The organism is Clostridiaceae bacterium HFYG-1003, assembly GCA_024579835.1.
Lineage (GTDB): Bacteria > Bacillota > Clostridia > Clostridiales > Clostridiaceae > JG1575.
The window spans coordinates 1,520,544-1,534,813 of record CP102060.1 but is presented as its reverse complement, the minus strand read 5'-3'; the positions used below and the strand labels follow the sequence as shown (position 1 = coordinate 1,534,813).

The following is a 14,270-nucleotide window of genomic DNA, read 5'->3' as shown; positions in this document are numbered from 1 at the left end:
TAATATTTAGCTCCTGTCTTTGATTGATCCGTTTTTCAGTTGACTTGGTATTTTCGTGATTCTTCCGTCCGGAAAGACAGTTAGTCTTCCTTCGGGTTGTCAGGTTCCAGTACCGCGAGACGGTTCATAATCCGAACCAGCTCTCTGGCGTCCTGCTCTCCCAGCTTCTCGAGCATTCTGGTTACGACACCAAGAGCTAACTCCTGATGATTTCTGGCGATTTCTTTGCCTTCCTCGGTAATATTTACCAGGATTTTCCGACGGTCGGAAGGGTCGATCTGTCTCGTGATCAGGTTCTTGCCTTCCAAACTGTTCAGAACAGCCGCAACCCGGGCTGACGTGATATTCATGGCATCGCTGATTTCACTGGGTAAAACACTGCCTCCCCGCTTCATAACGTAAAGGATCAGGAACGTTTCGCCGCGTAATGTTTCATCGACTTTCTTCTGATGATTGTTTTTTCTGAATTGATGGGATGCTTCCAGAAACTGCTGCGCTAGTTTCTCAAAATTCATAAGTTGTCCTCCTTGGAATTACTAACACTGTTAGTATATTTACACTGTTAGCTTAATGTGTCAATATATTTTTTGCGAAAATCTGGTTTTCTCTGCATCTCCATGTTCGACCGCAGGATCCATTCTGGTAAAGATGCAAAAAAATCCAATCAGCGGGACCATGTGGATCACAAGGGTGAATAATTTATTAAATTCATGCCTCAGCGAGGCAGCGAATAGTCTTTTAGATTCAGTGGGCGTACAATGACAGTAGTCCTGTCATTGCAATATTACTGGAGGTGAAGTTATGACACTGATACAATGGTTTGAACGATTTGATCCTGTTCTGCAGGCATTATTCGCTACCTTATTTACCTGGGGAGTCACCGCGTTAGGTGCGTCTTTGGTTTTTTTCTTTAAATCCATCAACAAAACGGTTTTGAACGGCATGCTTGGCTTTGCGGCAGGCGTGATGATTGCAGCCAGCTTCTGGTCTTTGCTGGCACCTGGTATCGAACTGGCAGCCGAGTTAGGGCAAAAACCCTATGTAACAGCAGCCACCGGGTTTCTTCTGGGCGGCGGTTTCCTGTACCTGGTCGACAAGATTTTACCCCATCTGCACATGGGATTGGAGACCAACGAAGCGGAGGGCATTAAAACGCACTGGCAGCGAAGCATCCTGCTGGTGATGGCCATTACTCTGCACAATATTCCGGAGGGACTGGCCGTTGGTGTAGCCTTTGGCGCAGTTGCCGGAGGGATCGGCAGTTCAGCGACTCTGGCAGGAGCCATCGCTTTGGCTGTCGGTATTGGGCTGCAGAATTTTCCGGAAGGGGCCGCTGTATCCATTCCGCTGCGGCGGGAAGGCATGAGTCGATCGAGGGCCTTCTGGCTGGGTCAGGCTTCAGGGATCGTCGAGCCGATTGCCGGTGTACTGGGTGCCTGGGCTGTCTTAAGGATTCAGCCGTTGCTGCCCTATGCGCTGTCTTTTGCCGCAGGTGCCATGATTTATGTAGTAGTGGAAGAACTGATTCCAGAAGCTCAGAGAGAAGAGGGCGGATCAAAAACGGATATTGCATCGCTGGGAGCAATGCTTGGCTTTGCCGTGATGATGGTCCTGGATGTTGCTTTAGGTTAGCAGTCGGAAAGGGCATGATCCTGGGTACTGGTCTTAAGTGACTGCAAAGCAGAGAGCGACGGAACCTTCGATCTTCATCGAGAGTTGCGTCGCTCTGTGCAATTAAGTGATTCAGTTCATCAATGGGAATACATCAAGGATAGAAGCAATGACTAAGAGGAGGCTGCTTTGCTGACAGGCCATTTGTCAAACTGGTCGGATATGATATAGCGTGGAAGGAATCCGGTCTGTTTTAACATCAGATAAATGGGGATGGAGATTACAGTACAGATCATAATCTCTGAAACGGCTACATAAAGCCAGGTTTCAATCACCGGAGTATTTAATACGAGTTTCAGTTCAACGGCAATAATCAGGGATAATACAGCCGGCCAAAGGGAAGCGGTGATCAAATGACGGGTTTTCCATATTAGAATCAAGGAGAGGAACGTGTGAAGCGTTCCGAACACTACATCAAACAGTCCAAAGGGTGAAAACAGATTGCTGATGAAGCAGCCTAAGGTTACAGCAGCGATGTACATCGGATTGAAAAACGCCAGCAGATTTAAAATTTCGGAAACGCGAAATTGAATGGGGCCATAACTGATGGGGGCGATGCCCAGGGTCAGAATGACATAAATAGCGGCGACGACTGCACTGACGGTTAGATTACGGATTCGATTATTATTCATAGATACTCCTTATGTCTTTCCCCCTCAACGCCAAAAAAAGATGGTTATCCCATCCCTTAGCGCCTGTTATTTTTGCATTGGGCAGTACCCGATACAAAAAAATATTGAAAGACTCCTGATTTTTTAAGTGGGTGCCGAGGGAACACTGTTCATGAGAACTTAATCAGTATAGCAAAAACCACTCATGGTTTTCAATGATTTTGGAACAGTTGATAGTGTCAACTTACTTTCGGTTCAAAAACTGAATAAGCCTGCCGTGCGGATTCCAAGTAGCCCGGGTTTTACGATTTATACCACCCAAAATGAGGCGTTGCATAGCTGATTGAACCTTGTTTTACCGGGTAGACCCGGCTCTTCTTCACGATCCGTTTTTCCAGCCTCAAAAGTCGGGCTTCCTTCTTCTTTTCTTTCTCTTTGGCAGCGAAGTAGCCCATGAGATCCCCGCCATTGAGGACGAAAACTCGCATGCGCGCTATATTCTCAGCACCTACTGTGCTCCACCCCATCGGGCGTGAAGATAACCGTGAGGAAAGCACATGACTGACATGCCCTTCCGCACTGCAGCCCTGATAGCCCGACTTGGCCGCGTTCTGGATCGATTCCCAGTTGGACAAAAGATAGGTTTTCATCTCGCCTAACTTCTTTTCCTGGGTCTTTTTAAGCGGCAATCCCGCTGCTGATTCGAAGAATGTGTTGATGTCCTCAAGGGAGTCCATGCTGATGGCGTCTTTGAGGTACCAGTAATATTCATCCTTTGTCCCTTTGTAGGAATCAATCGGCGTTGCCGCCTGGCGCAGGGCCTTTTCCAGGTGGAACTTATCCAGATAGAGCTTGCATCGAGGCAGAATCTGGGCACCCATCTTGATCCAGGACGCCCCATCCCCTGATAAGGAGATTTCCTCGATCTTATCCACTTCATAAGCCGAGTTCAGGTAATCGAACACTTCGTACCACAGTTCATCCGAGTTGCCCTTGTAGAAGCCTGCAAATCGACGTACACCCATTAAGGCCTTGCGTCTCTTCCCGACACTCTGCTGCCCCTCATGGACGTAGATCAGCCGCATCTGCTGATTGGAACCGTCCTGCATAGCTACATGATCCTCATCGGCCTCAATATAGATCCGAGATACCACTTTTTTCTGAGGCAGGGGTCCCTCAGAAGACTCAATGTTCCCCAGTCGATGGACCAGATTCATTACCGTAGTGCGGCTGGTAATTCCGCTGCTTGCATAGCGCTCCACCGTCCCCTGGTAAGAAATATCTTTAGCACTGGAGAGAAGACACGAGGCTAGTTCCCGGCTGATTCTCTGATGGGGCTCAAGGCCCAGAAGACGATCCACCAGACACACATGGTGATTGGTCTTTTTATCCCGAAAGTACGTCCGGCCAAAGACCACAGGTCCGGCTGTAGTAGCGATGGTTTTTGTTTGATAGCGCCGTTCGATGGTGTAGTCTTTTTTCCGTAACTGTGAGTTCCTCAGGCGCTCATCGAGTACCTGAACATAATCCTGGATCTGCTCACGGGCAATCCGATCCGTCAGCTCGTGAGTCTCCTGTACCACTTGATCCATGGTGAGAGTACCGCTTGCCATTCTTGAATCAAAACCTTGTCTGAGAGTGGTGAACATTGAGTTGAAATCTGTTAAGATAGGCATGAGAATAAGTCCTTTCGTGTAGTTTGTTTTTGGTTGTTACTAACTTTCTAGCACTTGGGCTTATTCTCTTTCATTTTCGACCTACAGTAACTTTACACTAACGGAACAGTTTTTCATCTACCAGCGGAAAGAAAGCATGGATCCCCCTGATTGGACTCGTGCAATTAGATCGTGTAAAATATGATTTAAGAGGTGATTATTGCTGATGAAAAAGATAACTTATATAAAGGCCAGCTGGTGACCGTATTGTACTTTGGCTGACAGGCTGTTGGCGAAGTTGATTGACCAGAATGAAGCTTATCGGAAGTTGGAAATCGATGTAATCGATGAAGATGAAAGACCGGATGCTGCCTCGGCATACCAATATCGGCTCGTTCCTAACTTCTGGGTAGACGACGAAAAGGTTCTGGAAGGGATTCCCAACCGCGGGAAAATTAAGGATGTCTTAGAGAAAGCTCTGGATCAAAAGGTTTGACAGGATCGATGGATAACAGGGATTGACGGTCCAACAATAGAAATAAGGAGAAGCTGAAGGGCTTCTTCTTTTTATGCTGAAGAACTAAAAAAAGCAAGATATTCAGATTGAGGACAATTCTGTTCCCCTTTGCGGTTTATCTGTCATGGCTTACCAGATCTGCGGGACATGGCAGCATTCGAAAGTGCTATACTTTTTAAATGAGAAAAAATGAGAGGCCGCATACATAAACTACTTGGTCCCTTGTTCAGGAAAGAGGTATTCATGGCAGAAGAAGCACAAACATTAAGTTTATCCAGTGAAGTTAAGCAGAGCCGGCAAAAAGTGATGCAGATTGCATGGCCTGTGTTAGTTGAACTATTCTTAGGTTCTCTGTTTGGCATGGTTGATATGATGATGCTGGGAAATATTCAGCCGACTTCGTTATCGGCTGCCTCCATAGCATCGGTGGGAATTGCCAATCAGCCGCTGTTTATCGGATTGTCCCTGGTTCAAAGTTTCAATGTGGGCGGAACGGCTATTATTGCCCGGTATTACGGAATGGGCCGGATGAAGAAACTCGGCAATATTTTTAAGCATGTCCTGATTCTGAGCATCCTTATCATTATCATCCCATTGTTTGTCCTGGCAATGACGAAAACCGCCGCGATCATGCGACTGTTGGGAGCCGGGGAAGATGTCATAACGGTCGGGACGCTGTATTTTCAGATTGTCCATTTTGGATTTATATTTCAGGCACTGACAATGTGCGGAGCTTCTGCTCTTCGCGGAGTTGGTGAAACGAAAATTCCAATGAAAATCAATCTGCTGTGCAATGGATTGAATGTATTCGGGAATGCGGTACTGATTTACGGTTTGTTCGGAGTCCCCGCACTTGGGGTCGTCGGGGCAGGTATATCCACCGCTGCTTCACAGGTTCTCGCGGCGATTCTGGTTTATACATACCTGATTCGAGGCAAAAGCAAGATTTCGGTTCGGGACAAATTTGTTTTTGAAGGCAGTACAGTAAAGAATCTTGTCCGGATCGGCCTGCCGGCATCCTTTGAACAGCTGGCCCTGCGACTGGGAATCTTCTTCTTCGTCCGAATTGTCGCATCCCTGGGTACCGTGGTCTATGCAGCACATCAAATCGCGCTGTCCATTCTGGGATTGTCATTTAATCCCGGCCAGGCATTTGGAATTGCAGCCTCAACGCTGGTTGGCCGCTCGCTGGGGGAAGGCAAGCCGAACGATGCGGAAAACTACTCACGCAGCGCCCGTCAAATCGGATCGGTCATATCCAGCATCATTGCTGTTGCGTTCTTTGCCTTTGCCAGACAGCTGGTAGGGCTTTATACCGCAGATGAACAGATCATTCGCAATGCATCGGGCGCGCTGATGATTATTGCTCTGGTTCAACCGTTCCAATCCTCCCAGCTGATTCTGTCAGGAGCACTGCGCGGTGCCGGCGACACCGTCTGGCCCTTGATTGCCACAGTGGTTGGGGTTTTGCTGATACGAATTCAGGTGGCTTCCTTATTAGTCAATCAGATGAATCTGGGACTGTCCGGAGCCTGGATCGCCGTTCTGATTGATCAGTTTATCCGGTGGGCTCTGGTATTTTTCCGTTTCCGAACCGGAAAGTGGAAAGCGATCAAGATTCGATAACAATTGGAACAAGTCTGCTTTCCAGGTGGTTTGATCAACCCTCGATCATTTCATAAACAATTTGAGGGAATGACAGGAACGGGATTGGAAGCGATTCAAAAAAATATGCGGCCCGATTTGGGCCGCATATTTTATATATCAGTCATTGCTGACAAAGTTTGAATCGGAGATCTCGACGTCAACAATTTCACCCTGAGAGTTGATCCGGTGCAGAATGATGTTGACCGGACCGGCATCAATTTTTTCTCCGCTGTGGAGCGGTTCCTTACTGGTCCGAATTTTATGGATGAACTCTTCCAGTGTCTGGTCACCCTCCACCGGGATTTCAACGCCGAGCTTTGATTTTATATCCCGAATCTTCATGGACCCTGGGTAAATCGGATTGCAGGACCCTTTATCCCAGGTTGGCAGGAGATATTTTATGGTGGCGAAGGCGATGGCCAGGGCGATGGTACCGAGGAAAATGTCCATCATGGAGTCCGTATAGATCAGCAGTTTCCGGGCAATGACGAAGATGATCAGCTCCAGCGTGGCCCGGGTTGTATGGGTGATAAGCATGCGGATTAACTCAACTCCGACAATGAGGAGCAATGCGTTGCCCAAAAAATTCTTGAAGCTGTTATAGAACTGCTCTCTGGTGGTGGTGAGAATATGTGGGATCTGCAGGACGGAAGAAACCAGACCGGCCAGCACACCGAACAAAATCATGACCGCCAGGATCATCTCCACGATAAAAATCAATTCTTTCAATTTATTGATTAATTCGACCTTTTTCATCAAACATTCCCCCATGTTCGTTATTGGATTTTCATTCAAATCCCTGTTTGATTATTCATTAACTATACTTTAACACAGATCATGCGCCGTCGTAATAAAAACATGGTATCAACGGATATTGCAGAGTGTGAATTCTGCTGAATCACTGGACTTTGCGACATTAGTGGAAAAGAGTGGGGTTTCGGGTTTCATTCAATGTTATAATCAAATCATATTGAAATCATAGGGGAGATCATTTAAATGGAAACAAGAAAATTACTTGAATACTTTTATAATTTCATCCTGTACCGACCAGAGTATCCAGCGCCCAAGAAAAGTGATCACATCGTCACCGATCAGCGCACTTATGTTCCCTATGAAAGCATTTTTGGCGGAGAATCCAACAATGGCTATAATATTTACCTTGGTGTCACGGACACAGAACTTCTGGTCGAAGCCATGGGTGAAGAGGCTCAGGAAATTCAAAGCAAGACTTATTTGTGCATGATTCGAAGTGATAAGCGGGGGTACTACATCCGCAACAGCTTCTTTATCTCCCCGGTGCTGTTTGCACTGGCTAAAATGCTGAAGGAACGAAATTCTGCTACACAGCTTGATTTAAGTCTTCTGAACCGCGCGAATGATGACATGGATGAATTCATGGTGACGTTTGATCGAAAACTGGAATACCGTGAGTTGAAGGAAATATTTAATTATGTCGTCAACAAATTGAATCTCTCAGAGTATCTGCCGGAATTCCACTGCCTGATTCAGGAGAGGGATATCCTCAGCCATCATGTATCAGACGGACATCTGATGAATCTGGAAGAGATGATCAAGGATCAGACGGCAGCGCCAAGAGTGGAGCTGATGGCTCAGAACATCTCGAAAGTACTCAAGATGGCCAGCCCGCTGGAAGAAGATTATACACCTGAACGGGTCAAGGAAATGACTTCACCGGAAAAGAATCCATTGAGTATGTGGCCCGGACACGACGGGATCAGTCTCAGGGAGCAGCTAGTTCTGAATCAGGCTGTCAACGGACGGGAAAAGCCGTTCAGCTTCTACCGCATGATTCGCGATCAAAGCCTGGGAATTCGCCTGATGACAGAGATCATGTCAGCCAGTCTGATTGAACGGGCGGCGGCGATGACCCGCTACTCAAAGCCGGATGACGCGTTTCATGAAGTAAGTTTCAAGGACAATAAAGAATTTGCGACCGCCTATCATATGCCGGAAGAGCGCCTCCTCAATCAGACGGTCTTGATGTTTGGAAAAGATACCGCCTTTATTCGGGAGCTGGAGAAATCCATCGGCCAGGTAATGACCGCTGTTCAGCCAACTCCTTATTTCACGGCATACGACAAACCCTATATGGTTCAGAAATTCACTTCAAATCGAGATCTGATCCGCTTTTTGAAGGATGTATACAAAGGAACCGGGAATGGGCTGGCACGCCAGTTGAATGATGCATCTCATGACTGGGAGAATACCAGAAAGGAATTTCGGCAGGTTCTGGATGAGGTTTTAGCCAAGCGGGAAGAGATCATGCAAGAGTATCGAACGACCTTTGGCTATCAGGAACTATTGGAAAAAGGTTCCGCCGCGTCCATGAGACTTGAGGAGCTGAAAGGAAGAATTGAGTCGAGTGAAGCTTCCCGGGATTTCAAGGAAAATGAAATGCAGAAGCGCCAGAGTCTGCTGGAAGAGCATGATGTTTCAATGAAAGAGCTCGAGATCGATATGGGATTTTTCCGTCGCTTCTTCCGTTTCCTGTTCCGCAATGACGCGAAAGTCATTCAGTATGAGTCCATGAAAGAGGAACAGAAGAAGATCGTGAACTCCATCGACGAGGAAAAGCGCGAGTTGAATCTGGTACTGGGTGAATATCATAACCTGAAAAGTGAGTTTGATTCAGTAACAGAGGATTACAAAGCCAGACAGAGCCAGTTGGAAGAATCAGCCCGCAGCATTGCCCAGTACCGGGGCAAATACGGCAAAGCATTTACTGATGAAGAAATCCTGCATCGGCTGGTTCGGGAGAACTTGCGTCAGGATCAGGGAGTGTGGCTGAGCGAGGAATATAACGATCTGCGCAAGAGGCTTCTCCTGGAAGCATTAAAAGTTCATCGTGCCTTCATGACGAATTGCCGGTCCTTTAAGACAGACATGACACTGTTTGCGATGATTCTGGAAGGGAAAGTCCAGGATCGGGATTTAAACCGGGCTTATGTCGATCTGCTGAAAGTTTTCAGCATGATGACCCCAATCCTCTATATCGCTACAGACTACGAGCCGTACTTCCTGTCAGTGGCCGGGCCGGATGACTTTAAGAATGCTTTCATTCCGGAAGCGGTGCGGATCCCATTAGCCGAAACAGTAGGGATATTGAGCAAATCAAGTCGTATTACAGCATTTAATATCGGGAAGGACCATTGGAATTTCCCGGAAACACCAGATATTATTGCCAAAAACCTGGCATCGCGCATCGTTGGGATAAAGGATCCGCAAACCTTGGATCGGTCTCTGGCAGATTTGCTAAATATCCTGTAAAAAACTGCGCCCAATGCAAATGTTTGTAAATTATATAACGATTTCAGTTATCCTGAGTTATAATAGAATTTAATAGTATTAATCACGGAGGAATTCATCATGAAAAAATGGAAATGTGAAATCTGCGGTTATATCGCAGAAGGGGAAACTGCACCTGAAGTATGCGCCGTATGCGGTGCCGGAGCGGAAGTCTTTGCTGAATCAGACGGTTCGCTGGATGAAAACACCAAGAGCTGGCTGTGCCTTTACTGTGGATTTATTTATGAATCGGAAACGCAGCCTGAAACCTGCCCTGAGTGCCAGGCCAAAGGACATAACATCTTTGTTGAGTATGATCCCGATGCAGAGCAGATGAATGATGCAGGTAACATGTACCGCTGCAATTCCTGCCGGCTGGTAACTTTTGCTGACCAGGCTCCGGAAGAATGTCCAGCCTGCGGCGCGATGACTTTCATTTCCAGAGAGGAATGGTTCAAGAAAAGAGGATAACATATGGAAGCTCAGCTGTGAGGCTGGGTTTCTTTTTTTGGCTAAATGTCATTTTATTGTTCACTGATATTTCATAGTTGTCATTGAACCTAGTCACTGCTTGCGTTTTAGGGTTCTATTTCTGGTATTTGAAAACAACATGATATTTTCGAACGGGTAAATTGATGTATTTTGTTGAAAATGTTATCATTGTTTTGTGTTAAGTTATTAAACAGTCAATAAACCCCTGTTAAACCATTCACAACAGATAACAGGGGAAGGGGGAAAAATGAAGGAATTATTAACCGGTAATGAAGCCCTGGCGAGGGGCGCATTCGAGGCCGGAGTCCGATTTGCTTCGGCTTATCCAGGGACTCCAAGTACTGAAATCTTGGAAAATACCGCGCTCTACAAGGATGCCATCGTTGCGGAATGGGCCAACAACGAGAAAGTAGCCCTGGAGGCAGCTGCCGGTGCAGCTGTGGCAGGTGCCAGATCGTTTGCCGCAATGAAACATGTTGGGGTCAATGTAGCTGCCGATCCGCTCTTCACCTTCGCCTATACAGGCGTTAACGGGGGCTTTGTACTCATCACAGCCGATGAACCTGGACAGCATTCTTCACAGAATGAACAGGATAACCGGCATTATGCCAAGTTTGCCAAAATCCCATGCATCGAACCAAAGGATTCACCGGAGTGCAAGGATTATATGATCCGTGCATTCGAGATTTCCGAACAATTTGATACTCCGGTACTTCTGCGAGTAACAACCAGAGTCTGCCATTCCAAGGGAATTGTTGAACTGGGAGAGCGCAGAGAAGTACCGATCAAGGACTATGTCAAGGATGTCCGTAAGTACATCACTGTCCCGGCACATGCCAAGCAGCTGCGTGCCAAGGTCGAAGACCGGATCAACAGCATGAGAGAATTCTCCAACCAGACCGCCATGAACCGGATTGAGTGGAACGATAAGAAGATCGGAATCATCGCTTCCGGCGGATGCATTGATTACGCCCATGAAGTATTCGGCGATTCGGCATCCTATCTGATGATCGGCTTTTCCTATCCGCTGCCGGATGAACAAATTCGCGAATTCTGCAGTAAGATTGAAACAGTATATGTAATTGAAGAAAATGATCCGATCATTGAAGAAGAAGCGCAGCGCTTAGGATTCACGGTTCATGGCAAGGATACCTTCCCACCATTTGGTGAGATGACACCTGATGTGATCAGACAGTCAGTCTTTGGCAAAATGCTGGATTCGGTAGATGGAACCACGGATAAGGTCGTTCCAAGACCTCCGTCACTGTGTGCCGGCTGCCCTCACAGAGGATTCTTCTATGAAGTAGGAAAACTCAAGAACACCATGATCTCAGGCGATATCGGATGCTATACGCTCGGTTTTGCTGAGCCATACAATGCCATGGATATCAATCTGTGCATGGGGGCCTCAGTATCAGTCGGTCACGGAGCTCAGCGCGTCTTTGACATGAAGCAGGACAACAAAATGAGAGTTGTCACCGTTCTGGGAGATTCAACTTTCTTCCATACCGGCATCAATTCGTTGATTAATACTGCCTACAATGGCAGCAATACCATCAATATTATCCTTGACAACCGCATCACCGGCATGACCGGACATCAGGAAAATCCTGGTTCAGGCTATACTCTGCATGGCAAAGAGGTTCAGGAACTGGATCTGGAAGCTTTAGTCAGAGCCTGTGGCATCAAGCAGGTCGTAACGATTGATCCCAATGACCTGACAGCCGTCAAAAATGCTCTTAAATGGGCACATTCCCTGGAAGAGCCCTCGGTGATCATTACCAGATGGCCCTGTGTCCTGAAAAAACTTCAGGAAAAAGACAAAATTGAATTCGTCAATGTCTTCAAGTCGAAATGCTACGTCGATCAGGATATGTGCATCGGCTGCCGTGCTTGTACGAGAACGGGATGTCCGGCCATTGAATTCGACTTTGAACGTAAAAAATCATACATCAATCGCAACGCCTGTGTTGGCTGTACGGTCTGTCTGCAGGTATGTCCAGTGAAAGCAATCAAGAAGGAGGGGGAATAAAATGACCAAATCAATCCTGTTAGTAGGAGTGGGCGGTCAGGGAACCATCCTTGCATCGAAACTGCTCACTTTGGGCCTGATGGAAGCAGGCTATGATGTTAAAATGTCAGAAATCCACGGCATGAGCCAACGCGGAGGATCAGTCTCCAGCCAGGTACGCTATGGTAAAAAGGTGGCGGCCCCCGTGATTGAAAAGGGCGGTGCAGATATTCTGGTTTCTTTCGAAAAGATGGAAGCGTTGCGTTGGCTGGAATATCTGAAGCCTAATGGCAAGGTTGTTGTCAATAATTTTGAAATCAGCCCAATGCCCGTACTTTCCGGTAAGATGCCCTATGCCAAAGATATTCTGGAAACCATTCAGTCAAAGACTGATACTACAGTAATCAATGCAGCCGAAGAAGCTGAAAAACTCGGCAACCCGAAAGTAATGAACATTATTCTTCTGGGAACCATTGTAAAAGCCATGGGACTGGAAGACATCAACTGGAATGAACTCATTGCCAAGAATGTTAAGCCAGCTTTCATTGATCTTAATCAGAAAGCGCTTTCTGTTGGTATGAACCTGATTTAAGCCCTAAGGAACCCATTCAGTCTGTCTGAATGGGTTCCTTGATTTATAATATATTTTTTTTGAGTGTGAAATATCAGGTATCAGAAGGGCATCCAGTGACCTCATTGGGAATACCGTCATTTCGGGAATAAATCAAGAGGGATATCACTGTGTACGATCAATTGGTAGCCGGACAAATAAGTCCGATCATCGAAATAACTGGATTCAGGGAATTTGATATTTTGTGCCACTATGCCGAGCTTGTATCTTCAATATTTCGTTAATGAAGTGTTAATTAACTCGCCTGCAACAGGCGTAAATCTTCAGATGGGAATTATTATGGCATAATAGAGGAGATAATATAACTGGAGGGTATCAATTGATTCGTAAAAATATTAATTACCCATTCTACGATGGGTCCAAGCGAAAAATTCGGGTTTTGCTTCCGGATGGAGCGAATAAGTCGGCAACCTATCCTGCATTATACCTGTTCGATGGTCAGAATGTGTTTGATCCGGAGGATTCCTATGTCGGTGTGACCTGGGAGGTCAGGGAAGCGATAGAGCTGCTTACAGATCAGGGGAAACTGGCACCAATGGTTATTATTGCGATTGACCACGCCGAAGAACGGCGCCTGAATGAATATGGTCCGTTCTCCATGAAATATAAACGGAGAAAAATCAAGGGGGAAGGAATTCGATTTGCCCAATTCCTGGTAGAGGAACTGATTCCATATCTGGAGAAAAAACTTCCGCTGATCCCCAAGGCTTCTTCCCGCTATTTGGCTGGGTCGTCGATGGGAGGATTGATGACGGCTTATACGGTACTGGCTTATCCGGACTTTTTCGCCAAGGCGGGAATATTTTCCCTTTGTTCATGGATCAGCAAAGATGAATTTTCGTCCTTCATGGATCAGCACCAAGTTGACTCGGATCTGGATTTTTATATTCAGGTGGGAGGACGGGAAGGGCTTGATATCAGTACTGGAAAAGAGCAAAAGAAGACCTCCCGTACCTATCTTCAGGACACTCTTGATTTTACTGAAAAACTGAAAGAAATCGGAACGAAGGAAGACCAGATTCTGCTGCGGATCGGTTCTGATGACTGGCACAGTGAGTCCTGCTGGAAGAACTATATGCCTGAGTTTCTCCAATGGCTTCAAGGGACTGAAAGAAAATAACAGGTATTGGTAGTCATCGGGCGGCAGGTTAAAGATAAACTAAGAATAAGGTTTCATAAGAATAAATATGTAAACAAAAAGACTGGTTTGGCTGTTTTCTTGAGGAATAGTATCAGTCACTCACTTTATGATTGGAGAAATGAATGGGTAAATATAAAGTAACAACATCACTCAGTTCAAAACGGGTGTATGAGAATCAAACCGGCTCTTTTCAGTCGGACCTTGATTTCGACGAAGTCCAGGCCCCTGGCGCGGCTCAGTATTTCCTGTCCAGCCTTGGATCGTGCAAACTGGTTTCTCTTCTGGAATTAAGAACCAGATTCCAGATAGACATAGAAGAAGCTTACCTGGAGGTCAGCGGAGAAACCGGTCGGGCTGGAACGATCGAAAATACCAGATTTCCCATCTTTCGTTTTCAGCGGATTGAATATGAATTTCATATCCGGAGCCCACATACAGATGACGAACTGATGGAATATCTCAAATATGTCAACGCAGCTTGCACTATGGGTAATTCAATTTCCGAAAAAATCGAACAAATCTATCGGATTATCCGGATTTAAATCAGCCAAGAGGGGACCTCTTTTGGTATAATATAATGCAAGATGA

The 14,270-nt window shown here is 46.4% G+C and carries 12 protein-coding genes and 1 pseudogene; 9 read left to right on the top strand and 4 right to left on the bottom strand.

Going from position 1 to position 14,270, the window contains the following annotated elements; translation table 11 throughout:
• Positions 1-80 precede the first annotated feature (80 nt).
• On the bottom strand, positions 81-515 hold the full coding sequence (locus tag NQU17_06915) for a MarR family transcriptional regulator (protein ID UUM13281.1): 435 nt from the start codon (positions 513-515) through the stop codon (positions 81-83).
• A 286-nt stretch (positions 516-801) separates the two neighbouring features.
• Here NQU17_06915 and NQU17_06910 point away from each other — a divergent pair, with 286 nt between their 5' ends.
• Positions 802-1,632: a ZIP family metal transporter gene (locus tag NQU17_06910; GenBank protein UUM13280.1), complete on the top strand. Its 831-nt coding sequence runs from the start codon at positions 802-804 to the stop codon at positions 1,630-1,632.
• A 152-nt stretch (positions 1,633-1,784) separates the two neighbouring features.
• On the opposite strand, the gene NQU17_06905 is transcribed toward NQU17_06910, so the two are convergent.
• Entirely contained in the window at positions 1,785-2,303 is a 519-nt protein-coding gene (locus tag NQU17_06905) for a QueT transporter family protein (GenBank protein UUM13279.1), read from the bottom strand.
• Positions 2,304-2,584: 281 nt separating this feature from the next.
• Positions 2,585-3,958 (bottom strand): ISLre2 family transposase, encoded by a 1,374-nt coding sequence (locus NQU17_06900; protein ID UUM13278.1) that lies wholly within the window; start codon positions 3,956-3,958, stop codon positions 2,585-2,587.
• A 307-nt stretch (positions 3,959-4,265) separates the two neighbouring features.
• Here NQU17_06900 and NQU17_06895 point away from each other — a divergent pair, with 307 nt between their 5' ends.
• Both NQU17_06895 and NQU17_06890 read left to right on the top strand, forming a co-directional pair.
• Complete coding sequence (locus NQU17_06895; GenBank protein ID UUM13277.1) at positions 4,266-4,433, top strand: hypothetical protein; 168 nt, start codon at positions 4,266-4,268, stop codon at positions 4,431-4,433.
• Between the two features lie 264 nt (positions 4,434-4,697).
• A complete protein-coding gene (locus tag NQU17_06890) occupies positions 4,698-6,080 on the top strand; it encodes an MATE family efflux transporter (protein UUM13276.1) in 1,383 nt (460 codons plus the stop codon).
• A gap of 138 nt (positions 6,081-6,218) precedes the next feature.
• Here the strand turns inward: NQU17_06890 and NQU17_06885 are convergent, their stop codons facing one another.
• Positions 6,219-6,857, bottom strand: a complete 639-nt coding sequence (locus tag NQU17_06885; GenBank protein ID UUM13275.1) for a phosphate-starvation-inducible PsiE family protein — start codon at positions 6,855-6,857, stop codon at positions 6,219-6,221.
• 240 nt (positions 6,858-7,097) lie between these two features.
• Between NQU17_06885 and NQU17_06880 the strand changes: the two genes are divergently transcribed.
• The 6 genes and pseudogenes from NQU17_06880 (at position 7,098) to NQU17_06855 (ending at position 14,224) form a co-directional block, all read left to right on the top strand.
• Positions 7,098-9,389: a hypothetical protein gene (locus tag NQU17_06880; protein ID UUM13274.1), complete on the top strand. Its 2,292-nt coding sequence runs from the start codon at positions 7,098-7,100 to the stop codon at positions 9,387-9,389.
• A gap of 99 nt (positions 9,390-9,488) precedes the next feature.
• Positions 9,489-9,590: pseudogene (locus NQU17_06875) on the top strand (NADH peroxidase).
• Between the two features lie 556 nt (positions 9,591-10,146).
• A complete protein-coding gene (iorA, locus tag NQU17_06870) occupies positions 10,147-11,931 on the top strand; it encodes an indolepyruvate ferredoxin oxidoreductase subunit alpha (GenBank protein ID UUM13273.1) in 1,785 nt (594 codons plus the stop codon).
• 1 nt (position 11,932) lies between these two features.
• Complete coding sequence (locus tag NQU17_06865) at positions 11,933-12,502, top strand: indolepyruvate oxidoreductase subunit beta (GenBank protein ID UUM13272.1); 570 nt, start codon at positions 11,933-11,935, stop codon at positions 12,500-12,502.
• Between the two features lie 358 nt (positions 12,503-12,860).
• A complete protein-coding gene (locus tag NQU17_06860) occupies positions 12,861-13,661 on the top strand; it encodes an alpha/beta hydrolase-fold protein (GenBank protein UUM13271.1) in 801 nt (266 codons plus the stop codon).
• A 143-nt stretch (positions 13,662-13,804) separates the two neighbouring features.
• Positions 13,805-14,224 carry an OsmC family protein gene (locus tag NQU17_06855; protein ID UUM13270.1) on the top strand — a complete coding sequence of 140 codons (420 nt, stop codon included), beginning with the start codon at positions 13,805-13,807 and terminating at the stop codon, positions 14,222-14,224.
• Positions 14,225-14,270 lie beyond the last annotated feature (46 nt).